This window comes from Acidithiobacillus sp. (assembly GCF_049965315.1).
GTDB lineage: Bacteria > Pseudomonadota > Gammaproteobacteria > Acidithiobacillales > Acidithiobacillaceae > Acidithiobacillus_B.
Genome location: NZ_JBMFWL010000012.1, coordinates 1 through 23,496 on the forward strand (window position 1 = coordinate 1; position 23,496 = coordinate 23,496).

The 23,496-nt window shown below is 64.4% G+C and carries 18 protein-coding genes; 8 read left to right on the plus strand and 10 right to left on the minus strand.

Annotated elements, in window-relative coordinates:
- A partial coding sequence (locus ACP5MM_RS04760) for a transposase (protein WP_427934185.1) occupies nt 1-351 on the plus strand: 351 nt, incomplete at its 5' end.
- A 205-nt stretch (nt 352-556) separates the two neighbouring features.
- Here the strand turns inward: ACP5MM_RS04760 and ACP5MM_RS04765 are convergent.
- Nucleotides 557-1,807, minus strand: coding sequence for an MFS transporter (locus ACP5MM_RS04765; protein WP_427932870.1), 1,251 nt, complete (start codon nt 1,805-1,807; stop codon nt 557-559).
- 287 nt (nt 1,808-2,094) lie between these two features.
- Between ACP5MM_RS04765 and xseB the strand changes: the two genes are divergently transcribed.
- Genes xseB through clpB form a run of 7 tightly spaced genes read left to right on the plus strand, consistent with a single transcriptional unit; the run spans nt 2,095 to nt 10,924 of the window.
- Nucleotides 2,095-2,343: an exodeoxyribonuclease VII small subunit gene (gene xseB / locus ACP5MM_RS04770; protein ID WP_427932868.1), complete on the plus strand. Its 249-nt coding sequence runs from the start codon at nt 2,095-2,097 to the stop codon at nt 2,341-2,343.
- A 2-nt stretch (nt 2,344-2,345) separates the two neighbouring features.
- Nucleotides 2,346-3,257 (plus strand): polyprenyl synthetase family protein, encoded by a 912-nt coding sequence (locus ACP5MM_RS04775; RefSeq protein WP_427934186.1) that lies wholly within the window; start codon nt 2,346-2,348, stop codon nt 3,255-3,257.
- A gap of 8 nt (nt 3,258-3,265) precedes the next feature.
- Nucleotides 3,266-5,143, plus strand: a complete 1,878-nt coding sequence (gene dxs, locus ACP5MM_RS04780) for a 1-deoxy-D-xylulose-5-phosphate synthase (protein WP_427934187.1) — start codon at nt 3,266-3,268, stop codon at nt 5,141-5,143.
- Between the two features lie 55 nt (nt 5,144-5,198).
- Nucleotides 5,199-5,969, plus strand: coding sequence for a GTP cyclohydrolase FolE2 (gene folE2 / locus ACP5MM_RS04785; RefSeq protein ID WP_427934188.1), 771 nt, complete (start codon nt 5,199-5,201; stop codon nt 5,967-5,969).
- A 4-nt stretch (nt 5,970-5,973) separates the two neighbouring features.
- Nucleotides 5,974-7,071 carry a chorismate synthase gene (gene aroC, locus ACP5MM_RS04790; protein ID WP_427933089.1) on the plus strand — a complete coding sequence of 366 codons (1,098 nt, stop codon included), beginning with the start codon at nt 5,974-5,976 and terminating at the stop codon, nt 7,069-7,071.
- Nucleotides 7,072-7,080: 9 nt separating this feature from the next.
- A complete protein-coding gene (locus ACP5MM_RS04795) occupies nt 7,081-8,253 on the plus strand; it encodes an MFS transporter (RefSeq protein WP_427933091.1) in 1,173 nt (390 codons plus the stop codon).
- A 58-nt stretch (nt 8,254-8,311) separates the two neighbouring features.
- Complete coding sequence (clpB, locus tag ACP5MM_RS04800; protein ID WP_427933093.1) at nt 8,312-10,924, plus strand: ATP-dependent chaperone ClpB; 2,613 nt, start codon at nt 8,312-8,314, stop codon at nt 10,922-10,924.
- Between the two features lie 145 nt (nt 10,925-11,069).
- On the opposite strand, the gene ACP5MM_RS04805 is transcribed toward clpB, so the two are convergent.
- From ACP5MM_RS04805 to ACP5MM_RS04845, 9 genes are all read right to left on the minus strand, one after another.
- Nucleotides 11,070-12,260, minus strand: a complete 1,191-nt coding sequence (locus tag ACP5MM_RS04805; RefSeq protein WP_427934189.1) for a glycosyltransferase — start codon at nt 12,258-12,260, stop codon at nt 11,070-11,072.
- 130 nt (nt 12,261-12,390) lie between these two features.
- Complete coding sequence (acs, locus tag ACP5MM_RS04810) at nt 12,391-14,355, minus strand: acetate--CoA ligase (protein WP_427933097.1); 1,965 nt, start codon at nt 14,353-14,355, stop codon at nt 12,391-12,393.
- 187 nt (nt 14,356-14,542) lie between these two features.
- Entirely contained in the window at nt 14,543-14,803 is a 261-nt protein-coding gene (locus ACP5MM_RS04815) for a GlsB/YeaQ/YmgE family stress response membrane protein (RefSeq protein WP_427933099.1), read from the minus strand.
- Between the two features lie 34 nt (nt 14,804-14,837).
- The gene (glgP, locus tag ACP5MM_RS04820; protein ID WP_427934190.1) at nt 14,838-17,363 is read right to left on the minus strand and encodes an alpha-glucan family phosphorylase; all 2,526 of its coding nucleotides are present in this window, start codon (nt 17,361-17,363) and stop codon (nt 14,838-14,840) included.
- Entirely contained in the window at nt 17,360-18,373 is a 1,014-nt protein-coding gene (locus ACP5MM_RS04825) for a 2-hydroxyacid dehydrogenase (protein ID WP_427932643.1), read from the minus strand. Before ACP5MM_RS04825 ends, glgP begins: the two co-directional genes overlap by 4 nt.
- Before the next feature lie 62 nt (nt 18,374-18,435).
- Entirely contained in the window at nt 18,436-19,731 is a 1,296-nt protein-coding gene (gene eno / locus ACP5MM_RS04830) for a phosphopyruvate hydratase (RefSeq protein WP_427932642.1), read from the minus strand.
- Between the two features lie 13 nt (nt 19,732-19,744).
- Nucleotides 19,745-21,166 (minus strand): pyruvate kinase, encoded by a 1,422-nt coding sequence (gene pyk, locus ACP5MM_RS04835; protein WP_427932640.1) that lies wholly within the window; start codon nt 21,164-21,166, stop codon nt 19,745-19,747.
- Nucleotides 21,163-22,080, minus strand: coding sequence for an aldolase (locus ACP5MM_RS04840; protein WP_427932638.1), 918 nt, complete (start codon nt 22,078-22,080; stop codon nt 21,163-21,165). The genes pyk and ACP5MM_RS04840 overlap by 4 nt, the downstream gene beginning before the upstream one ends.
- The gene (locus ACP5MM_RS04845) at nt 22,077-23,471 is read right to left on the minus strand and encodes an NAD(P)/FAD-dependent oxidoreductase (protein WP_427932637.1); all 1,395 of its coding nucleotides are present in this window, start codon (nt 23,469-23,471) and stop codon (nt 22,077-22,079) included. Before ACP5MM_RS04845 ends, ACP5MM_RS04840 begins: the two co-directional genes overlap by 4 nt.
- Nucleotides 23,472-23,496 lie beyond the last annotated feature (25 nt).

Here is a 23,496-nt window from a genome sequence, read left to right on the forward strand (position 1 = left end):
GGCCTTTGTCCCGGGAACAATGAGTCTGCCGGAAAACGGAAAAGTGGGCGAACCCGCAAGGGCAACCCCTATGTCCGTCGGATCCTCTGCGAATGCGCCCATGCCGCCAGCCGTACCCACTGCGCCCTGCGCTCCAAGTTCCAGAGTCTCGTCGTCCGTAGGGGGCACAAGCGCTCCATCATCGCCCTGGCCCACAAAATGCTGCGCATCATCTACTTCATGCTCTCACACGGCAAGTACTACCGGGATGCCGATACGGACTATGAGGCACTGAGTGTGCAGCGCAATGCTTCTCGCTGGATCAAGAAACTGATCAAATTCGGCTTCCTGCCGCAGCATCAGCCGGCGTAGAGCGTCACTCCGATCCCAATATGGCCACCCGATGGCCAGGGATTGCCGTGCCCATTCCACGGATTTCTTTCACATTAAAAGGAATGCACAGCCTGGAAGCCCCTTGCGCTGCCGTCGTGAGTCCTGCCGTTGGCCACCGTCAAGCTGGATTCGGCCGTTGGCGGTGGGTGCTCCGGCGGCAGAAATCCACCGCCAAGGGCCGTTTTCAGGATCCATGGGCCTGGGCCACCGGTGCGGTGCGGAAATGCGGAAGAAAGGCCGCCAGGACCCCGAGCAAGGGGAGAAAGGCGCAAAATTGATAGACCCAGGCAATGCCCCAAAGGTCCGCCAACTCGCCCAGGGCGGCGGCGCCGATTCCCCCCAGGCCAAAGGCCAGGCCGAAAAACAAGCCGGAAACCGCCCCAACCCGGCCGGGGATGAGTTCCTGGGCATAGACGACGATGGCCGGGAAGGCGGAGGCGAGCAGGAAGCCGATCACCACGCTGAGAACGGCTGTCGCCGTCAATCCGCAATGGGGCAGCGCCAGGGTAAAGGGGGCGATGCCCAGGATGGAGACCCAGATGATGGCTTTGCGGCCGATGCGATCCCCAATGGGGCCGCCAAAGAGGGTGCCGGCCGCCACGGCGGCGAGAAAGAGGAAGAGGTGGATCTGCGCCTGCTGCACCGGGATATGGAAACGATCCATGAGATAAAAAATCAGGTAGCTGCTGATGCTGGTCAGATAGAGAAACTTGGAGAACATCAGGAGCACCAGGATGATCATGCTGCGCCGGACGACGTCCTTGGGCAGCGGGGCGGCGGCAATGGCCGGGCTTGCGGTTTTGGGCAGACGATGCTGGTGGCGGTACCAGCGGCCCACGAAAAAGAGGATGACGATGGCCAGGAGCGCCGCAGCGGAGAACCAGGACAGGCTTTCCTGCCCGTTGGGCATCACCAGCCAGGCGGCCAGCAGCGGGCCGGTGGCCGTACCGACGTTGCCGCCCACCTGGAAAATGGATTGCGCCAGGCCGTGCCGCCCGCCCGAGGCCATGCGCGCCACGCGGGAGGATTCCGGGTGAAAGACCGATGAACCCATGCCGACCATGGCCGCAGCGGCGAGCAGGAGGCCGTAATTCGGTGCGATGGAGAGTAACAAGAGACCGAAGAAGGTGAAAAACATCCCAATCGGCAGGGAAAAGGGGTGGGGGCGTCGATCCGTGTAGGCGCCGATCAAGGGCTGGATCACTGCCGCAGTGAGCTGGTAGGCCAGGGTAATGAGGCCGATCTGCGCGAAGCTCAGGTGGAAATTGCCCTTGAACAGCGGATACACCGCCAGCATCAGGGACTGGATCATATCGTTCAGAAAATGGGAAACGCTGATCGCTCCCAGCACTTCAAAACGGGTTGCGGAAAGGCGGGGAAGGGGGGCTGGTCCTGCGGCGGAAAGGCCTGTCGCATCGATGTGGTTACGAGACATGGAGATGGTCTTTTGTCACTCTGATGAGGCGAGCATCTTACGAGGGGCGCAGGCGGATGTCTAACGGCCCCCAGGGCGGAAAACACGTTGTTGCCCACCCGGAAGCGGGTTCTTGCCGGGCCGGCAGGGAGGACAATCAGCGGCGGAGGCCCTATTGGCGGGCTCCCGAGTTGTTTTTGCGGGGGGAATGGCGCACCATTTCCCGCCGCCGCTTTGGCGAAGCGCTCTGGAGTTTGCCTTGCCTTGGGACGTTGGGGTAGTGTTTAATTATTTCGATGAGATCTGCCATGAAAACACCCGCCGGGGATGACCCTCGCCCCGTTGACTTCGAATCCACTCTGGAAGCCCTGGAAGACACGGTCAAGCAATTGGAAAGCGGCCAGTTGCGGCTGGAGGAATCCATCGCCCTCTTTCAGCGGGGAGCGCAACTGGCGCGCCGTTGCGAGGAACAACTCCAGCAGGCGCGGCAGACGGTGGAAATACTCCTGGCCGAGGCCGATGCGCCGGTGCCTTTCCTGAGCGAAGAGGATCAATGATCGTGGACGCAGCCATGGAGCAACCAGCCTTTCAGACATTCTGCCGGTCCCATGTCGAGCGCATGGAAGGGGTTTTGGGGCAGCTATTGCCGAGCGAAGAGATTTTGCCGGCCCGTCTCCATCGCGCCATGCGCTACAGCGTGTTGGGTGGCGGCAAGCGTATTCGCCCCCTGCTGGTCTATGCCGCAGGGCACTGCCTGGCGGTAGCGGCGGAGCAGCTCGATCGCCCCGCCGCCGCTCTGGAATTGATCCATGCCTATTCCCTGGTCCACGACGATCTGCCTGCCATGGACAATGACGACCTGCGTCGTGGCCGTCCCACCTGCCACCGGGCCTTTGATGAAGCGACGGCCATCCTGGCGGGTGACGGCCTGCAGGCGCTGGCCTTTCAGCTCGTGTCCGAAACCGGCTGGGGCGTGACGCCGGAATGGCAGTTGCGCATGCTGCGGGCCCTGGCGGCGAGTGCCGGTTCGCGGGGCATGGTCGGCGGGCAGGCCATTGATCTGGCCGCCGTGGGCCACGAACTGGCGTTGCCGGCCCTGGAGACCATGCATCTGCACAAAACCGGCATGCTCATCCGCTGCGCCGTCCAGTTGGCCCTGTTTGCCGCCGGGCGGGATAGCGGTGAGCAGTACGAGGCGCTGTTGCGTTATGCCGATCGGGTGGGACTCGCTTTCCAGGTGCAGGACGATATCCTCGACGAAATCGGCGATCTGGAACTGACGGGCAAGGCCATGCAGGGGGCGGATCGCAGCCGCAACAAGCCGAGCTTTGTGACCCTGCTCGGCCTGGCCGGCGCTCAGGATTACGCCCGGCGCCTCCTGGAAGAGGCGCTGGCGGCCATCCTCCCCTGGGGGGTGGAAGCGGATCATTTGCGGGCCCTGGCGCGCCTGATCGTCGAGCGCAGTAAATGAGCGGGCCCTTGCGCAGCGGAATTCCCTCACCTGCCGAGTTGCGGCGGATGTCCCGGACCGAGCAGAAGCGGGTCGCGGCGGCCGTCCGCCAATTCATTCTCGACAGCGTCAGCAGTACCGGCGGCCACCTTTCCTCCAGCCTGGGGGCGGTGGAGCTGACGGTAGCCCTCCACGCGGTCTTCAATACCCCGGAGGATCGCCTCGTCTGGGACGTCGGGCATCAGGCCTATCCCCACAAGATCCTCACCGGCCGCGGCCCGCGCTTCCCCACCTTGCGCATGAAGGATGGATTGTCAGGCTTTTTGAAGCGCGACGAGAGCGTCTACGACGCTTTCGGGGCGGGCCATTCCAGCACCTCCATCAGCGCCGCCCTGGGGATGGCCGTGGCGGCCAAACTGGAACATCAGGCGCGCCAGGTGGTGGCCATCATCGGCGACGGGGCCATGACGGCGGGCCTCGCCTACGAGGGCCTGAATAACGGCGGCGCCCTGGACGCCGACCTGCTGGTGGTGCTCAATGACAATGAAATGTCCATTTCTCCCAATGTCGGCGCGGTGTCGCAGTATCTTACGCGCATCCTTTCCGGGCGCCTCTACAATACCGTGCGCGAAGGGGCGGGCCAGGCCCTGAGCCTCCTGCCGCCCCTGCGCGAACTGGCCAAAAAGGCCGAGGAGGGGGTGAAGGGGCTGGTGTCTCCCGCCACCCTCTTTGAGGAAATGGGCTTCCATTACTTCGGGCCCATTGACGGCCACGATCTCGACGTGCTCATCCCCACTCTGGAAAACCTCAAGGATATCAAGGGGCCGCGCCTGCTGCACGTGGTCACCAGAAAGGGCAAGGGCTACGCGCCCGCCGAGGCGGATCCCTGCACCTATCATGGGGTCACGCCCTTTGATCAGGGCAGCGGCCAGATGGCCAAAAAGGCGAGCGGTCCGCCCAGCTATACCCAGATCTTCGGTGATTGGCTCTGCGACAAGGCGGCCAGGGAAAAAAGCCTGGTGGCCATCACCCCGGCCATGCGCGAGGGATCGGGACTGGTGCGTTTCGAGCAACTATTTCCCCAACGCTATTTCGACGTGGGCATCGCCGAACAACACGCCCTGACCTTTGCGGCGGGGCTCGCCTGCGAGGGAATCCATCCGGTGGTGGCCATCTATTCCACCTTCCTGCAGCGGGCCTATGATCAATTGATCCATGACATCGCCATCCAGAACCTGCCGGTGCTCCTGGCCGTGGATCGCGCCGGCCTGGTGGGCGCCGACGGCGCCACCCACCAGGGCAGTTTTGACCTGGCTTTTGCCCGCACCATTCCCAATCTGCTCATCATGGCGCCCAAGGACGAGCAAGAATTGCGCGATATGCTCAATACCGGCTTCGCCCATCCCGGACCGGCCATGGTGCGCTATCCCCGGGGCAGCGGCCTGGGTGTTGGCCTGGACAAGGATCTCGGCCGCACGGTGCCCATCGGCAAGGCGGAGGTCCTGCGCCGGGGGCGGAATCTGGCCATCCTGGCCTTTGGCTCCCGGGTGGCTGCGGCCATGGCGGCGGGCGAGGCCGTGGATGCGACGGTGGTCAACATGCGCTTTGTCAAGCCCATGGATCAAGCCCTGTTGCTGGATCTGGCCCGGAATCATGGGGCCTTCCTCACGGTGGAGGAGGGGGCGATCATGGGGGGCGCCGGTAGCGCCGTGGCCGAATGCCTGCTCAATGGGGGGCGAAGCGTGGCAATGCGCATCCTGGGCCTGCCCGATCAATTCATTGAACAGGGAGAAGCCAAGGAGTGGCTGGCGGAGCTTGGACTGGACGCGGCGGGCATCGAATCTGCCGCCCGCGCCCTGCTGGACGGTCTTGCCCCCGGAGCGGGGGCGGGCGTAGTATCCGACTGAACTACTCAACAAGTTCCGTGCGAGGTGAATGGTGAGAGATTGCGCCGCAGAAGTCATGGAAGACGTTCAGGGACGGCCCGACCCGCGCGCCATACCCATCAATCAGGTGGGCATCAAGGCCATTCGCCATCCGGTGCGGATTCGCGACCGCAGCGAAGGGGAGCAGCATACCATCGCCCTGTGCAACATGTACGTGAGCCTCCCCCAGCACTTCAAGGGCACCCACATGTCGCGCTTCGTGGAGATCCTCAATGCCCACGACCGGGAGATCAGTGTTGATTCCTTTCAGGAAATCGTGCGCACCATGCGCGAGCGGCTGGATGCCGATGCCGCCCGCCTAGAGATGCAGTTTCCCTATTTCATCAACAAGGCGGCGCCCATTTCCGGGGTGAAGAGCCTCATGGATTACGAGGTCAGCTTTGTCGGCGAGTCCAGCCACGACCAGTATCGCCAGACCATTGGCGTGCAGGTGCCGGTGACCAGCCTTTGCCCCTGTTCCAAGAGCATCGCCGATTATGGCGCCCACAACCAGCGTTCCCATGTGCAGGTGCGGGTGCGGGCCAATGATTGGATCTGGATCGAAGAGATCATCGATCTCGTCGAGGAGGAAGCCTCCTGCCAGCTTTACGGCCTGCTCAAGCGGCCCGATGAAAAATTCGTGACCGAATATGCCTATGATCATCCCAAGTTTGTGGAGGACATGGTGCGGGATGTGGCCATCCGGCTGAAGGGCGATGCCCGGGTGGATTGGTTCTCGGTTTCCTCCGAAAACTTCGAATCCATTCACAATCATTCGGCTTACGCCATGATCGAGATGGGTAAATAAGCCCATGCCCGGAAGCAGCATCGGGGAGTGCTTCCGCGTCAGCACCTTTGGCGAGAGTCATGGACCGGCCATCGGCTGCGTCATTGACGGCTGTCCGCCGGGCCTGGCTCTGGTGGAGGCGGATATTCAGGGTGATCTGGACCGCCGCCGTCCGGGGCAGTCGCGGCACACCACCCAACGTCAGGAGACGGATCAGGTGGAGATCCTTTCCGGCGTATTCGAGGGATACACCACGGGTACCCCCATCGGGTTGCTGATCCGCAATACCGACCAGCGCTCCCAGGACTACGGCAAGATCAAGGATACCTTTCGGCCCGGCCATGCCGACTACACGTACTTGCAAAAATATGGGCGGCGCGACTATCGGGGCGGAGGGCGCTCCTCCGCCCGGGAGACGGCGACCCGGGTCGCGGCGGGGGCGGTGGCCCGCAAGTTCCTGCGCGAACGCCTGGGAGTCGAGATCACCGCCTGGCTGGCCCAGATGGGTTCCATCCGGGCGCGCAGCTTCGCGCGCGAAGAGATCGGGCGAAATTCCTTCTTTTGCCCCGACGCAGCGGCGGCAGAGGAAATGGCGGCATTCCTCGACGCCCTGCGCAAGGAGGGAGACTCCATCGGGGCGCGGGTGGATGCGCGGGTGGAGGGCATGCCGGTCGGTCTCGGCGAGCCGGTCTTTGATCGCCTGGAAGCGGATATTGCCAAGGCGATGATGAGCATCAATGCCGTCAAGGCGGTGGCCGTGGGGGATGGTTTCGCCGTGGTGGAGCAGCGCGGCAGCGAACATGGCGATGCGCTGACGCCCCAGGGCTTTGCCAGTAATCATGCCGGCGGTGTCCTGGGCGGCATTTCCAGCGGCCAGGACCTTACCCTCTCCGTGGCCATCAAGCCCACCTCCAGCATTCGTATCCCGCGGCAGAGCATCGATCTCCACGGCGAGCCGCTGGAGGTGGTCACCACGGGCCGCCACGATCCCTGCGTGGGGATCCGCGCTGTGCCCATCGTCGAAGCGATGCTCGCCATCGTGCTCATGGACCACTGGCTGCGCCAGCGGGCGCAGAATGGGGATGTGCGTCCACCCCTGCCGCCCATCCCTGCCTCCCGCTAACGCGGTGCCATGACCGGGCAGCGGCAAGGGCGCTGGCTGGCCCTCTATTACGCCCTCTATTTCTCCGCCCTGGGGGCCTTCATGCCCTATTGGGGCCCCTATCTGCAGCAGCAGGGGCAGACGGCGCTGGAGATCGGCATCCTCACCGCCACCATCCAGGCCACCAAGGTCCTCGCTCCCAATATCTGGGGCCTGATGGCGCAGCGCTGGGGCTTGGGCAGGATCGTGCCGGCGGCGGCCCTGGCCACGGCCCTGGGTTTCCTGGCCTTGTCCTGGGCCCATGATTTTTTCAGCATCTTCCTCATTACCATCGGGTTTTCCTTTTTCTGGGCGGCTACCCTGCCCCTGGTGGACATCACGACCCTGGAATGGGCCGAGCGCAGGGGGGCGGCCTATGGCCGGATCCGTCTCTGGGGCTCCATCGGTTTCATTCTGCTGGCCCTGGGGATGGGCTGGCTCATCGCGCGCTGGGGAATGGCGGTATTTCTGCCCGTCGTTGCCGTGTTCCTGCTGGCGGCGTGGTGGTCCAGCCGTTATCTGCCTTTTGCCGCGGCCGGCGCACCGCCAGCGGTGCCGCGGCCGGCCCTGCGCCAGGAACTGCGGCGCGGGGATCTGCTGTTCTTTCTCGCCGCTTGCGCGCTGGAACAGGCAAGTCATGGTCCTTATTACGCATTTTATTCCATTTATGTCGGGGACCATGGCCTGGGCAGTGCTGCAGTGGGCTTGCTGTGGGGTTTTGCGGTGCTCTGCGAGGTGCTGTTTTTTGCGCTGGGCGAGAGGATCATTCGGCGCGTGGGTCTGCATAGGGTTCTGTATGCGAGCTTTCTGTTGACGGCCCTACGCTGGACGGTCATCGGCCTGTGGCCCGATTTGTCCTGGATCATCGCGGTGCAAACCCTCCATGCAGCAAGCTATGGGGCCTTTCATCTGGCGGCGGTACACTGGGTTTACCAACGCTTCCCCGCCTTGTTGCGGGCCCGCGGCCAAGCCCTCTACGCCAGCGCGGCCTATGGCCTAGGCGGTGCCTTGGGGGCTCTGGGCAGCGGCTGGGCCTGGCAGGAGATGGGCGGACCGGGGACCTTTTATGCGGCTGCGGCCTTGTCGCTGCTGGGAACCTTCCTGCTGGTCGCGGCGCTCCGGCCAGGGCACGCGAAATCGGGAGCGGGCCATGGGGTCTCTTGAAAAGGGGCACCGGTAGACCCATTTATGTTGCAGACGCGAAAATCACGGAGCCGAACCAATGCGAATGGATAAACTGACCACCAAATTCCAACAAGGATTGCAAGAGGCCCAGAGTCTGGCCCTGGCCCAGGATCATCAGCAGATCGAGCCGCTGCACCTCCTCATCGCCTTTCTGGATCAGGATGGCGGAATCGCGCGGCCTTTGCTGTCCAAGGCGGGCGTGCGGGTAGACAGCCTGCGCAGCAATCTCGGCCGGGCCCTGGAGGGCCTGCCGAAGGTGCATGGGACCCCCGGCGAGGTGAGCATTGGCCGTGATTTGAGCAATATGCTCAATCTTGCCGACAAGATCGCCCAGAAACGCGGCGACGCCTATATCGCCACCGAGCATTTCCTGCTGGCACTGCTGGAGGACAAGGGCGAGGCGGGACGACTGCTGAAGGAAGCCGGGGCCACGGCCAAGGATCTGGAGCAGGCCATCAACGACCTGCATGGCGGCGAAAAGATCAAGGATGCCAATGCCGAGGAGCAGCGCCAGGCGCTGGAGAAATACACGACCGACTACACCGAGCGGGCCGCCCAGGGCAAGCTGGATCCGGTGATCGGCCGGGATGACGAAATCCGGCGCACCATTCAGGTCTTGTTGCGGCGCACCAAGAACAATCCCGTGCTCATCGGCGAGCCGGGAGTGGGCAAGACCGCCATTGTCGAGGGCCTGGCGCTGCGCATCGTCAATGGCGAGGTCCCGGAGTCCCTGCGCGGCAAGCGGCTCTTGAGCCTGGACCTGGGCGCGCTCATTGCAGGGGCCAAGTTCCGCGGCGAGTTTGAAGAGCGGCTCAAGGCACTGCTCACGGACCTGGGCAAGGCCGAGGGACAGATCATTCTGTTCATTGACGAGATCCACACCCTGGTAGGTGCCGGCAAGGCCGAAGGGGCCATGGATGCCGGCAACATGCTCAAGCCCGCCTTGGCCCGGGGCGAACTGCATTGCATCGGCGCGACGACGCTGGATGAATACCGCAAGTACATCGAAAAGGACGCGGCCCTGGAACGGCGCTTCCAGCGGGTCCTGGTGGACGAACCCAGCGTGGAGGACAGCATTGCCATCCTGCGCGGGCTCAAGGAGCGTTACGAGGCCCATCATGGCGTGCGCATCACCGATCCGGCCCTGGTGGCGGCGGCGCAATTGTCGCACCGCTATATCACGGATCGCAATCTCCCGGACAAGGCCATCGATCTCATCGACGAGGCCGCGTCGCGGATCAAGATGGAGATCGACTCCAAACCTCAGGAACTGGATGAGCTGGAGCGGCGGATCATCCAGCTCAATATCGAGCGTGTGGCCCTGGAAAAGGAAAAAGACGAAGCAAGCCGCAAGCGCCTGGATACCTTGCGCAGTCAAATCGATGAGTTGGAGCGGAAATATAAGGAACTGGAAGAGGTTTGGAAGGCGGAGAAACTGGCCATTGAAGGGACTTCTCAGCTTCAGAAGGAACTGGATCGCCTGCGGGTGGAGCTGGAAAACGCCCGCCGCGCCAACGACCTGGAGCGCATGGCGCAACTGCAGTATGGCGCCATCCCCGACCTGGAACGGAAACTGCAGCAGGCAGAGGCCACGGAATCCGGGGCGAGTACCGGCAAGCCCAAGCTCCTGCGCATGGAGGTGGGGGAGGAGGAGATTGCCGAGGTGGTGGCGCGCTGGACGGGCATTCCCGTCGCCAAGATGCTGGAAGGCGAAAAGGAAAAACTGCTGAAGATGGAAGAGCGCCTGCAGGCGCGGGTGGTGGGGCAGGGCGAAGCGGTGACCGCGGTGGCCAACGCCATCCGCCGTTCCCGCGCCGGTCTCTCGGATCCCAAGCGGCCCAACGGCTCCTTCCTGTTTCTGGGGCCTACGGGGGTGGGCAAGACGGAGCTCACCAAGGCCCTGGCGGAGTTCCTTTTCGACAGCGAGGAACATATGGTGCGCATCGACATGAGCGAGTTCATGGAGAAACATTCCGTGGCCCGTCTCATTGGCGCCCCGCCCGGCTATGTGGGTTATGAAGAAGGGGGATATCTCACGGAGGCGGTACGGCGCAAGCCTTATTCGGTGATCCTCCTGGATGAGGTGGAAAAGGCCCACCCCGAGGTCTTCAACATCCTGCTGCAGGTCCTGGATGACGGTAGGCTGACGGACGGTCAGGGGCGCACGGTGGACTTTCGCAACACCGTGATCGTCATGACTTCCAACCTGGGGTCGGATCGTATCCAGGAATACAGCCGGCGGGGAGATTACAGCGCCATGCAGGCAGCGGTGATGGAGGTGGTGCAGGGCCATTTTCGGCCGGAGTTCCTCAATCGCATTGATGAGGTGGTGATCTTTCATCCCCTCACGGCCGAGCAGTTGCGCCACATTGCCGAGATTCAAGTGGGTTTTTTGCGCAGCCGCCTGCGCGAGCGGGACATGGATCTCGTCCTCAGCGACGGCGCGGTGAGCCATCTGGCGGAGGTGGGCTACGATCCGGTGTACGGGGCGCGGCCCCTGAAACGGGTGATCCAGCGCGAGATCGAAAACCCGCTGGCGCAGCAGCTCTTGCGGGGCGACTTCGTGCCCGGGGATCTCATCGAGGTGACTTTGGAGGGGGATCGTTTCGCCTTCGTCGCCCATCAGGTGGGGGCGGGCAGCGCCGCATAACAGGCGCTGCTGCCTACGCGATACGTAGGAGCGGCCCATGGCCGCGACCCCTATGCCGTGATCGGCCGGTAAGGTCGCGGCCATGGGCCGCTCCTACGGTTTCAGATGCATTTCATGATACCTGGGTGCGCCCTGGAGTATTTCGTTAGGCGGATGGTTGTTGGACCCGCAGGTGGGAAATGGGGAGATCTCCGGTGAGCGTGGCATAGAAATGGATCAAGCGCTGGGACATGGCTTCCTGGGACCAGCGCCGGGCCAGTTCCCGGGCCTCCCTGGCCAGGCGTTCGCGGAGTTCATGATCGCGGAGGAGACGCAGGCATTGTTCGCTGAAGTCGGCGGGGTCGGGGCGGGCGCTGCGGCTGCCCTGGCGGGATGCGAGGAGATCTGCGGCGCCCAGGGCGGGGATGGCCACCACCGGCAGTCCTGCGGCCAGGGCCTCCAGGAGCACCATGCCCTGGGTCTCCGTTTGCGAGGGGAAAACGAAGATCTCTGCCGCCTGGTAGGCATCCCTCAGGGTGCTTTCGCGGTCGAGATAACCCAGGAAGCGCACGACGTCGCCGAGCCCGCGCCGGGCGCTTTGGGCCTCCAGGGCGGCTCGTGCCGGGCCATCCCCCGCCAACAGCAACAATACTTCCGGCAGGACATGCCGCAGCCGCTCAATGACATCCAGGAGCAGGGGGATGTTTTTTTCCGGGGCAACGCGCCCGGCATAGAGCAAGACCCGTTTTTCCGGCCCGATACCCAGATTGGCGCGGAATGCGGCGCCGTCGCCGCTGGCGAAGGGCGCCGCATCGATCCCCGTGGGGATGACCTGTAGCGGCGTATTGACGCCGTAGCTCCAGAGAATCTCGGCCATGGCCCGGGAGGGAACAATCACCCCGGCCACGGCATGGCACTGGTGACGGGAGATCCGGCGGATCAGGCTGCGCCGCAGCGGTGCGGGGAACCACGGATAGTAATGGCCCATGTAGGCCTCGAAATAGGTATGGTAGGAAAGGACGGCGGGGATCTCCAGGCGGTGCGCCAGATGGGTGCCGTAGGAGTGGGCAACGAATGGTGTCTGGATATGGATCAGGTCATAGCGGCGCTGCCCCAAGCGCCGCCGCAGGCGCATGAGCCCCAGGGGGGTCATGAGGCGCTCTTCGGGATAAAAGAAGACCCGCCGGGCCGGGGTTTGCAGGATGCCGGTGTCCGGCGCCTCCCCGGGGCCGTAAGCGGGGATGAGGAGATCGACCTCGTTTCCAAGCCGGGTGAGCCCCATGCGAAAGCTGCGGATGGAACTCGCGACCCCGCTGACCCGGGGGAAGTAGGTGTCGGATATCATCAGGATGCGCATGCTTTGAGCCCTGGGGGTTTCGCTCATTCATTATGGCATGGCAATGTGACATTTTGATGACAGCGGGCTGGCGAAGCCCTTGGCGCCTCGCCAGCCCTGCAACAACCCCCCGACGGAGATCCCGCGCGGGCTATTTTTGCAATTCCCGCACCACGCCCTCGTCCTCCAGGGTGCTGATGTCCTGGGTGATCTCCTCGCCCCGGGCGATGGCGCGGAGGAGGCGGCGCATGATCTTGCCGGAGCGGGTCTTGGGCAGGGTGTCGGTGATGCGGACATCGTCGGGCCGGGCGATGGGGCCGATGAGTTCGGCCACATGGGCCCGCAGGGAGGCGCCCAATTCATCCCGGTCATCGCCGGCATGACTGGCCCGGAGGACGACAAAGGCGCAGATGGCTTCTCCCTTGATTTCGTGCGGGATCCCCACTACCGCGGCCTCGGCCACGGCGGGGTGGGCGACGAGGGCCGACTCGATCTCGGCGGTGCCCAGGCGATGTCCGGATACGTTGAGCACGTCGTCGATGCGGCCCATCACCCAGTAATAACCGTCGGCATCCCGGCGGGCGCTGTCGCCCGCCACGTAATAGCGGTTGTCGAACTTGGCCCAGTAGCTTTCCACATAACGGGCATCGTCCCCCCAGATCCCGCGCAACATGCCGGGCCACGGTTTTTCCATGACCAGATAGCCCCCCGCCTCGGGTTTGTCGATGGGCTGCCCGGCTTCGTCGACGATGCGGGCGTGAATGCCGGGGAGGGGCATGGCGCAGGAGCCGGGTTTCGTCGGCGTGACGCCGGGAATGGGGGCGATCATGTGTCCGCCGGTTTCCGTCTGCCACCAGGTATCGGTGATGGGACAGCGGCCGCCGCCGATGGTCTCGTAGTACCACATCCAGGCCTCGGGATTCATGGGTTCGCCCACCGTGCCCAGCAGGCGCAGGCTGGAAAGGTCGTGGCGTTCGGGCCATTCCTGGCCCATCTTCATGAAGGCGCGGATGGCCGTGGGGGCGGTATAGAAGATGCTCACCCCATGGCGCTCGATCATTTCCCAGAAACGGTCGGGGTGGGGGTGCATGGGCGCGCCCTCATAGAGGAAGACGGTGGCGCCATTGGCCAGGGGGCCGTAGACCGTATAGCTGTGTCCGGTGATCCAGCCGATGTCGGCGGTGCACCAGTAGACATCCTCGGGCTTGAGGTCGAAGACCCAGCGGACGGTGAGGAGGGCCCAGAGGAGATAACCGGCGCTGCTGTGCACGACACCCTTGGGCTTGCCGGTGCTGCCGGAGGTATAGAGGATGAAGAGGGGGTGCTCGGCATTGAAGGGCAGGGCCGGGCAACTGCTCTCCATGCCGGCGAGGGCGTCCTCCCACCAGAGATCGCGGCCTTCCTGCAAGTCGATGTCGGCACCGGTGCGGCGCAGGACGATGACCTTTTCCACCTGATGCTCGTGTTCCCGCAAGAGGGCCTGATCGGCATGGCGCTTGAGGGGTACGACCTTCCCCGCTCGCCAGGCGCCGTCGGCGGTGATGAGGAGCTTGGCGCCGGTATCCTCCAGGCGATCCTTGAGGGCTTCGGCGGAAAAGCCGCCGAAGACCACCGTATGAATGGCCCCGATGCGGGCGCAGGCGAGCATGGCGATGACCGCTTCAGGCACCATGGGCATGTAGATGGCTACGCGATCACCTACCTCGACGCCTTGATGACGGAGCGCGTTGGCGAATCGGCTTACCTCGCGATGGAGTTGGGCATAGGTAAAGGTCCGTACGGCGCCGTCTTCCCCTTCCCAGATGAGGGCGGCCTTGTGGCGGGTGGCGCCGTGCAAGTGGCGGTCCAGGCAGTTGTGGGCGACATTGAGGCTGCCGTCGGCAAACCAGCGGTAGAAGGGCGCGCGGCGTTCGTCCAGCACCTCGGTAAAAGGCTGATGCCAGGAGAGGTGCTGGCGGGCCAGGGCAGACCAGAAGGCCTCGGGATCTGCTTCGTCCTGGGCGCGGAGTTGCGCGTAATCCGCACTGTTGATGTTGGCCTGGGCAGAAAAATCGGCGGGTACGGCAAAATGGCGGATTTCGCTGAGCAGGGAATCAAGGGCGTTGGAATGGGACATGGTGCCTCCGAAGGCTTTTTTGCCATTTTATCATTTTTTCGGGAAATTGGGCGCCCTTTGCGCCAGCCGCCATGCAAGGTCTTTTTCTTGGTGGCGGAGAAAATGGCGGAAGAAGCAGAGGCGCCGGCGGCGCCAAATCCGCTGGCACCCCCGGTGGGCTGATCGTCATGTTCATGGTCCGGACCGGCTAAAGCTTTTTGATGATTTTCACGATCACCAGCAGAATGACCGCGCCCACGGTGGCCACCAGGATGGCGCTGATGACGCCGGCCCCCACCAGGCCCGCCAGGCCAAAGGCGATGAGGAGAAAGCCGCCCAGAAAGGCCCCGATGATGCCGATGACGATATCGCCGAGGATCCCGAAACCCCGCCCCTTGACGATCACTCCCGCCAGCCAGCCGGCGGCGGCACCGATTACCAGAAAAACGATCACGCTCATCAGGGTCATGGCTTTTTTCCTGTAGGGCCGGTCTACGCTCGCCTCAACGATACCAGAGGATCTGCTGCGCCTCCATGGGGACTTGGCATCCGGCCATGCGCGGGACGATGCGGGGGGTGTAGTCGCTGGCGGGGCGGTGGGCGGAAATTTCGCAGCGGTAGCTGTAACTGTTGACCGCGCCCCCAAGGGCTTCGCCCTGGGTCATGGGCAGGACTTCATCGTTCTGGCCCGCCGTGGCGAGGGCATAGAGCTCCACGGCGACGGCGCCCGGATCGAGATCGTCGAGATAGACGGGAACCTGGAAGTGGAGCATGCCGGCATCCTGGCGGATTTGCAGTTCGCCGAAGTGGATGCGCTCCCAGTGTTGGGCGAGCTCGCCCTGCCACTGGCAAATGCGCTCCACCTGGCTGCGCTCGGCCCGCGCCGCGGCAATATGGGCGGCGGGCAGGTAGAGCTGTTCGACATATTCGCGGACCATGCGGTTGCTGCTGAAGCGCGGGGTGAGGCGGCTCATGCTGGCGCGCATTTTTGCGACCCAGCCGCAGGGGCAGCCGTTGGCGTCGCGGTTGTGGTAGAAGAGGGGGACCACTTCCTCTTCCAGCAGGCGATAGAGATCCTCCGCCTCGCGGGCGTCCCAGGCGAGGTCCGTATCGTGCTCCTGACCATCGCCCAGGGCCCAACCCAGTTCCGGCGCATAGGCCTCGGCCCACCAGCCATCCAGTTCGGAGAGGTTCAAGCCGCCGTTGACGAGTACCTTCATGCCGCTGGTGCCGCTGGCTTCCCAGGGGCGGCGGGGGGTGTTGATCCACAGATCGACACCTTGCACCAGTTGTTCGGCCACCAGCATGTCGTAGTCGGCAATGAAGACGACCCGTCCGGCCAGGTCGGGGTGCTGGTGGATGAACTGGGTCCATTGCTGGACCATCACCTTGCCGGCGCCGTCCTGGGGGTGGGCCTTGCCGGCGAGCAGGAGCTGGACGGGGAAATGGGGATGGGTGAGGAGGCGGTAGAGCCGTTCGGGGTCCGCGAGCAGCATGTTGGGGCGCTTGTAGGCGGTGAAGCGGCGGGCGAAACCGATGGTGAGGGCGTTGGGATCCAGGGCGAGTCCGGCGCGTTGCACCGTCTCTTCGTCGGCATGGGCGGCGGCGAACTGGCGCTCCAGGCGGGCGCGGGCGAAGCCGATGACCTGCTGCCGGGCAGCGGCGCGCAGGGCCCAGAGGGCCTGGTCGGTAACGCTTTGAAAGCGGCTTTCGATGTCGTGCAGATCACCCAGCCAGCGTTCCTTGCCGCAGCTTTCGGTCCAGATCCGGTCGGCGTCCTGGGAATCCCAGGAGGGGGCGTGGACGCCATTGGTGACATGGGTGACCGGGACTTCGTCTTCCGGCCAGCGCGGAAAGAGGGGTTGGAAAATGCGCCGGCTGACGGCGCCGTGCAGACGGCTGACGCCATTGACCAGGATGCTGCCGCGGATGGCCAGCCAGGCCATGTTGAAGGGTTCCCGGGGGTCGTCGGGGTTTTCCCGGCCGAGGGCGAGCACGGTGCCGCTATCCACGCCGAAGGCCTGCGGCGCACCCTCCGTATAGCGGGCGAGGAGCTCCGGGGCGAAGCGGTCGAAGCCGGCGGCGACGGGGGTGTGGGTGGTGAAGATATTGCCGGCGCGGGTGGCGGTGAGGGCGCAGCGGAAGTCGGTGCCGTGGTCGCGCATGTGGCTATGGGCGCGGGCGAGGATGGCGAAGGCGGCGTGGCCTTCGTTGAGGTGGCAGATCTCCGGCTGAATGCCCAGGCGCCGCAGCAGGAACCAGCCGCCGATGCCCAGGCAGATCTCCTGCTGCAGGCGCATCTCCGGGCCGCCGCCGTACAATTCGGCGGTGATGCCGCGGTCGGCGGGGGAGTTGAGGGGGTCGTTGCTGTCGAGGAGGTAGAGCTTGACTCGGCCGATCCGGGCCTCCCAGGCGCGCAGGAGGACGCTGCGGCCGGGAAAGGGGAGCTCCACCCGCAGCCATTCGCCTTCCCGGTCGCGCACGGGCACCACCGGTAGCTGGGTAGGGTCGTTGTAGGGGAAAAACTCCTGCTGGCGGCCGCAATCGTCCAGAGACTGGCGGAAATAGCCTTGCTGCCAGAGCAGCCCGATGCCGAGGATGGGGACGCCGAGATCGCTGGCGGTCTTGAGGCAGTCCCCGGCGAGAATGCCCAGTCCCCCGGAGTAGATGGGCAGGGCTTCGGAGAGGCCGAATTCCATGCTGAAATAGGCCACTTGGCTGAAGGGTGCCTGGGGGTAGCTGCTGCTGAACCAGTTCTTGGCCGTCAAGCTCTGCCGGTGGCCGGCAAGAAAACGGTTCAGGAGGGCGACAAAGGCCTGATCCTGGGCCAATCGGTTCAGGACTTCGTTGGAGACATTCTGCAGGATGAGCCAGGGATTGCGGGTGGCCTGCCAGAGCTCCGGCGCGATCCGCTCCCAGAGGACGTCGGCGGCGTGACTCCAGGACCAGCGCAGGTCGAGGGCCAGTTCCGCAAGGCCGGCGAGGGAGTCGGGAAGATTGGGGAGGAGGTAGCAGGGGGCGATGGTCATGGGTGCGGAACTCCGAGGGCTGGGGCGCGGACGATGTTGCCGTTTTCCCGTCCGGCGGCAAAGTCATCGAGATTGGTGATGGTGGTGGCGGCGATGGTGTGGAGGGCCTCGGCCGTGAAGAAGGCCTGATGACCGGTGACGACGACATTGGGAAAGGTCAATAGCCGTTCGAAGCTGTCATCGCAGATGATATCGTCACAGAGATTGTGGAAATACAGTTCCGCCTCTTCTTCGTAGACGTCGAGGCCGACGGCTCCGAGATGACGGCTTTTCAGGGCGGCAATGAGGGCGCTGGTGTCGATGAGGGCGCCGCGGCTGGTATTGATGAGCATGGCACCCTGGGGCATCAGGGCGAGGCGTTCGCTATTCATGAGGTGTCGGGTGTCGGGAACAAGGGGAAGATGGAGGCTGACGATCCGGCTTTGGCGCAACAGATCTTCCAGTGCCACATACCGCATCCCCAGTTCCTGGCAGGCGGGATTGGCGACGGCATCGAAGCCGAGCAGGCGACAGCCCATCCCATGAAGAATGCTGGCCAGGGCGGCGCCGATCTTGCCTGTGCCGACGATGCCCACGGTCTTGCCGTGCATATCGAAGCCGAGCAGGCCGTCGAGGAGGAAATTGCCTTCCCGCACCCGGTTATAGGCCTTGTGCAGATGGCGATTGAGCGTAAGCATGAGACCCACGGCGAATTCCGCCACGGCATGGGGGGAGTAATCGCGTACCCGCATGACCGTGATCCGCAAACGTTCGGCAGCGGGAATGTCCACATGGTTGAAACCCGTACTGCGCAGGGCCAGGAGTTGGGTGCCGCCGGCGGCCAGCGTCTTCAGGGTCTGCTCATCCAGGGTGTCGTCCACGAATGGGCAGACGGCGGGATAGCCCTGGGCAATGAAGGCGGTATCGGCATTGAGTACCGTATCGACAAAAACCAGCTCATGGCGCCCATCGTTGGCGGCATTGAGGAATTGCTGATCATAGGGGCGGGCACTGGTGACCAGGCAACGCATGGTTTGGCTCCTTTCAGGGTCTTTCCCTTGATGGGGAATGGAATTGCGTTACGGTGCTGCGATCAGAATCTGACCGGTCTGCAGAAGGCCCCTTTGCCGGCGAAGCTGGCGGCGGTGCCCAGTTCTTCCTCGATGCGCAGGAGCTGGTTGTATTTCTCCACCCGTTCGCCGCGGCAGGGTGCCCCGGATTTGAGATGGCCGGTGTCCAGGGCCACCGTCAGGTCGGCAATGAAGCTATCCACCGTTTCGCCGGAACGATGGGAGACAAAGGCGCCCCAGCCATGGAACTGGGCCAGACGGGCGGCGGCGATGGTCTCGGTGACGGTGCCGATCTGGTTGAGCTTGATCAGCGCGGCGTTGGCGATCCGGTCGGTGATGGCGCGGGCGATAATGGCGGGATTGGTGCAGAAGATGTCGTCGCCCACCAGTTCGATGCGATCGCCGAGCTGGCGGTTGAGGAGTTTCCAGTTCTCCCAGTCATCCTGGGCCAGCCCGTCTTCCAGCAGGCAGAGGGGATATTCGTCCACCAGGGCGGCGTAGTAGGCGATCATTTCGGCGCTGCCGAGCTGGCGCTTTTCGCAGTGCAGGTGATATTTGCCGTCTTGGTAAAATTCGCTGGAGGCGGAGTCCATGGCGATGCCCACTTCGGCGCCGGGTTGGAGACCCACCGTTTCGATGGCGGCGACGATGAGGTCCAGGGGTTCGCGATTGGCATGGACCTGGGGGGCAAAACCGCCTTCATCGCCCACCCCCACCGAGAGCCCTTTTCTCAAGAGGATGCCCTGGAGGGCATGGTAGACCTCGGCGCCCCAGCGCAAGGCTTCGCGGAAGCTGCCGGCGCCGTAGGGGACGAGCATGAACTCCTGGATGTCGGCTCCTTGACCATGGGCATGGACGCCGCCGTTGAGGATATTCATGCAGGGGACGGGCAGGCGCGTGGCACCGGGGCCGCCGAGGTAACGATAGAGGGGCAGGCCGCTGGCCTCGGCGGCGGCGCGGGCGCAGGCCAAAGAGACGCCAAGGATGGCGTTGGCACCCAGCAGGGCCTTATTGTCCGTGCCGTCAAGGGCGATCATGGTGTCGTCGATGACTTTCTGGTCGCGGGCGTCGAGGTCGATGAGGTCGGGGCCGATGCGCTCTTCCACGTGTTCCAGGGCCTTGCGCACGCCCTTGCCGGCAAAGCGCCGGGGGTCGCCATCGCGCAACTCCACCGCTTCGCGGCTGCCGGTGGAGGCGCCGGAGGGTACGGCGGCTCGGGCGCGGATGCCGCAGGCCAGGGTGACCTCCACCTCGACGGTAGGGTTGCCCCGGGAATCGAGGATTTCGCGGGCGCTGATGTCGATGATGGTGCTGTCCATGGGTGGCTCCTGTTCAGATGGGCATGGGTAGGGCGAGATCGATGATTTCCAGGCGGTTGGTACCGCCGGGATGACCGCGGCTCGGGCCCTGGGTGAGGATGATGCGGCCCTCTTCCAGACCATGGGTAACCAGCCAGCGGCGCGCCGCCGCCTCCCAGCCTTGGCCGTGCTCCTCCATTTGGACCGGGTGTACGCCATAGGAAAAGGCCAGGCCTTGGCAGGTGGCGGGATGGGGACTCAGGGCGAGGATCCAGGTGGGCGAACGGAAACGGGCGATGCGCCGGGCCGTGGTGCCGCTTTCGGTGGGGGTGACGATGAAACGGGGCCGCAACCGTTGGGCGGCGGCATGCACGTCCAGGGCGATGACTTCTTCGATACTATCCGCCACGTCCTCCAGCGGTGCCAGGGGCTGTTCGCTCCGCGCCTTCTCCGTGACGGCGGCGATGCGGGCGAGCATCTGCACCGATTCCACGGGATAGTCGCCCATGGCCGATTCCTCGGACAGCATGATGCAGTCGGTACCGTCGAGGATGGCATTGGCCACGTCGGTGACCTCGGCCCGGGTGGGGCGGCGGTTATGGATCATGGATTCCAGCATCTGGGTGGCGGTGATGACCGGTTTGCCGGCGCTCCGGGCCTTGCGGATGAGGCGCTTCTGGATGACGGCGATTTCCTCGATGGGTACCTCTACACCGAGATCGCCGCGGGCCACCATGATCCCGTCGGTGGCCTGGAGAATGGCATCGATGTGCCGCCAGGCCCCCTTGCGTTCGATCTTCGCGACGATGAATGGGTCATAGCCGAGGGCTTGCGCCTCGCGGCGGGCATGAACGATGTCGGCGGCGGTCTCGACAAAGGAGACGCTCACGGCATCCACTCCGGCCTCCAGGGCGAAGGCCAGCAGTTCGCGATCGGCGCTGGTAAAGGCGCTGCCCTCCAGCATGACATTGGGCAGATTGACGCCCTTGTGGGAGAGCAGCGGTCCGCCCACCTGCACCCGGCCATGGATGCCGGCCTGGTCCACCTGATCCACCTGAACGGTGATGAAGCCGTCATTGAGGAAGACGGTGTCGCCCTTGCGCAGCGGCCGGGCCAGGCGGGGCAATTCGAGGGGGATGACCCCCGCTGTCGCCTGGGTTACGGGGGCGAAGGTGAGTTTGTCGCCTTTTTTGAGGAGCAGGGGCTGGGGCAGGGTACCGATGCGCAGTTTGGGGCCGGGCAGGTCGGCGAGGATGGTCAGCGGTCTGTCCGTCGCGATGGCCGCGGCACGCAGACGGGCGATACGGGCGCGATGCTCGTCGGGGCTGCCGTGGGCCAGATTGAGGCGGGCCACGTTCATCCCGGCGCGGAGCATGCGCTGCAGGGTCCGCGCCGCGTCGGAGGCGGGGCCGATGGTGCAGACGATCTTGCTGTGCTGGCGGGGCAGGCGGATCATGTCTTGCCGCCGAGCAGCTTCACGGCATCGTCCACCCCTTTGTTCTCCACGGCGATGGCATGGATGGCCTGACAGAAACGCACGGCCTCCTGCTGGCTGCGTTGATGGACATTGCGGCCGGTGGCGCAACCCGCCGTGCCGCCGGTGTGAATCTGATCGTAGAGGCGCTGGAGGAAATCCTCCGCGCTCGTTTCCTTGCCGCCGGCACAGATGACCTGGGTGCGCCCCGCCGCTGCGACGGCCTCGCCGAGGAGCTTCGCCTCCATCTCTCCCTGGGCGTTGAGAGGCGGATTCACCTTGACGAAATCGGCGCCGAGACACGCTCCCAAACCGGCCGCCCCGGCAATGAGATGGGCGTCCTGCTCCTGCGCACCGACGGCCTTGCCGCGCGGATAGGCCCAGACCACCGCCAGCAGGCCCAGTTGGTGGGCAGCGAAAATCATCTGGCTCGCTTCCGTCAACATGGCAGCTTCATATTCCGAACCGGGGTAGATGGTGTAGCCCACCCCCACCACCCGCAGGCCGGAATAGCGAACGAACTCCGCCACCTGCTCCATGCTCTGCCATTGCAGGCTCAGGGGATCGCGCTGTTCGCTCCGGACCAGATGGGTCTTGGAGTTGAGCTTGATGAGATAGGGGATGTCCTTGTAGTCCATGCCGTAGCGGCTGATCAAGCCCAGTTGGGTGGCAAAACAGCCCACCGGGGCTTCACTGGCGATGTGGAAGAGATGCTCCGGGTCGGCATCGTCGCTGGCAACCTGGCCGCCGATGAAGTCGTCATTGAGATGCTCCACCTTTTGATCGCCGGCCATGAGAAAGAGGCGGCCCTTGTCCTGGGTGGCGAGGCGGTAATTCTCCTCAAAGCGCCGACGGCTCTCGGCCGGGATGCCTATGGGCGTACTATGGCCATTCATGCGGGATCTCCTGTGCTGTGGTCATGAAGCTGATGGTAATGGCGGCGCAGGGCGTCGCCCGTGGCGGCCACCAGCGGGTGCAGGGATGGGGTCAGGCGCGGCTGGCTGCCAAACTGCATGGTGGCGAGGTCGGTGGCGCTGGCGTGCATCTGGATGGCCAGGGCGATGGTATTGACGATTTCGCCGGTGGTGGCGCCGCCGATCACCTGGCCGCCGAGAAGCTGCAGGGAGTCGGCGGCGAAGATGGCGCGGCAGTAGATCTCGGTGGTGTTGGGCATGGAGGCGGGGTGGTGGTCGGGCAGGCGCGCCTCGCCATAAAGGATGGGAAAGCCCTCCGCCTCGGCTTGATGCTGGGTGAGGCCGGCCACGCCAAAGGCCATGCCGTCGATCTCGCTGGCATAGACGCTCACCGAGCCGGCGTTGTAGCGGGGTTGGCGCAGGGCATAGAGGTTCATCCCGGCGATGCGTCCTTCGGCGGCGGCCTGGGAGGCAATCATGGCATGGTTGGCCTTGCGGGTGAAAAAATCCTGCTTGTGGGCGCAATCCCCTACGGCAAAGATGCCGGGGTCTTCGCGGGAACGCTGAAAGGCATCCACCCAGACGCCGCCGGAGCGGCTGAGGGTGAGACCCATGGCCTTGCCCAGGGCCACGTTGGGGCGCACGCCAATGGCAATGAGGACGGCATCCACCGCCAGGGGCTCCTGCCCGGCGATCTGGATGGCGGCCACCTTCTTGCCGGAACTGTCGGCCTGGAGGGCTTCGACCCGGGCGTTGGTATGGATCTGCACGCCATGGCTTTGCAACTGCTTTTCCACCTGTTTGCAGGCATCCAGGTCGAAGGCCGCCTGCATGAGGTGGGGGAGCATCTCGACAATATGGACCTCGATATCGCGCTTGCGGATCTCATCGGCGAACTCCACGCCGATGAAGCCCCCGCCGATGATGGCCATGCGCTTGACCTGGGGGATGAGGGTGCCGAAGAGCCGGTCGAGGTAATCGTAATCCTTGCGGATGCTGAATACGCCCTCCAGGTCCGTGCCGGGAATGGGAGGGATGAAATTTTCGGCGCCGGTGGCCAGCACCAGGCGTTCCCAGTGAATGGTGTCACCATGGACCAGGGCGGCGGTCCGGGCGGCGCGATCCACCGTGCTCACCGTGCCAATGAGGAGTTGGCCCCCTGCCGCGATGAGGGGCGCGCGCCCGGCCAGGTCTTCATCGGTGCCGCCGAGGGTGCCGAAGATGTAAGGAATGCCGCAGGGGATGACGGCGTCGGCCTCGGGCCGCACCACCAGGACCTTTTTGTCCGGCCAGAACTGGGCGGCGGTGATGCCGGTCATCATGCCTGCCGGACCGCCGCCGACGATGAGGATGTCGGTCTGCTGCTCTGCCATGGGGAACTCCTTCAAAATATCGGGC

Coding starts and splice junctions, on each gene's coding strand:
- ACP5MM_RS04765 (WP_427932870.1), bottom strand. CDS start 1,807: ATGTCTCGTAACCACATCGATGCGACAGGCCTTTCCGCCGCAGGACCA.
- xseB (WP_427932868.1), top strand. CDS start 2,095: ATGAAAACACCCGCCGGGGATGACCCTCGCCCCGTTGACTTCGAATCC.
- folE2 (WP_427934188.1), top strand. CDS start 5,199: ATGGAAGACGTTCAGGGACGGCCCGACCCGCGCGCCATACCCATCAAT.
- aroC (WP_427933089.1), top strand. CDS start 5,974: ATGCCCGGAAGCAGCATCGGGGAGTGCTTCCGCGTCAGCACCTTTGGC.
- ACP5MM_RS04795 (WP_427933091.1), top strand. CDS start 7,081: ATGACCGGGCAGCGGCAAGGGCGCTGGCTGGCCCTCTATTACGCCCTC.
- clpB (WP_427933093.1), top strand. CDS start 8,312: ATGCGAATGGATAAACTGACCACCAAATTCCAACAAGGATTGCAAGAG.
- ACP5MM_RS04805 (WP_427934189.1), bottom strand. CDS start 12,260: ATGCGCATCCTGATGATATCCGACACCTACTTCCCCCGGGTCAGCGGG.
- acs (WP_427933097.1), bottom strand. CDS start 14,355: ATGTCCCATTCCAACGCCCTTGATTCCCTGCTCAGCGAAATCCGCCAT.
- ACP5MM_RS04815 (WP_427933099.1), bottom strand. CDS start 14,803: ATGACCCTGATGAGCGTGATCGTTTTTCTGGTAATCGGTGCCGCCGCC.
- glgP (WP_427934190.1), bottom strand. CDS start 17,363: ATGACCATCGCCCCCTGCTACCTCCTCCCCAATCTTCCCGACTCCCTC.
- ACP5MM_RS04825 (WP_427932643.1), bottom strand. CDS start 18,373: ATGCGTTGCCTGGTCACCAGTGCCCGCCCCTATGATCAGCAATTCCTC.
- eno (WP_427932642.1), bottom strand. CDS start 19,731: ATGGACAGCACCATCATCGACATCAGCGCCCGCGAAATCCTCGATTCC.
- pyk (WP_427932640.1), bottom strand. CDS start 21,166: ATGATCCGCCTGCCCCGCCAGCACAGCAAGATCGTCTGCACCATCGGC.
- ACP5MM_RS04840 (WP_427932638.1), bottom strand. CDS start 22,080: ATGAATGGCCATAGTACGCCCATAGGCATCCCGGCCGAGAGCCGTCGG.
- ACP5MM_RS04845 (WP_427932637.1), bottom strand. CDS start 23,471: ATGGCAGAGCAGCAGACCGACATCCTCATCGTCGGCGGCGGTCCGGCA.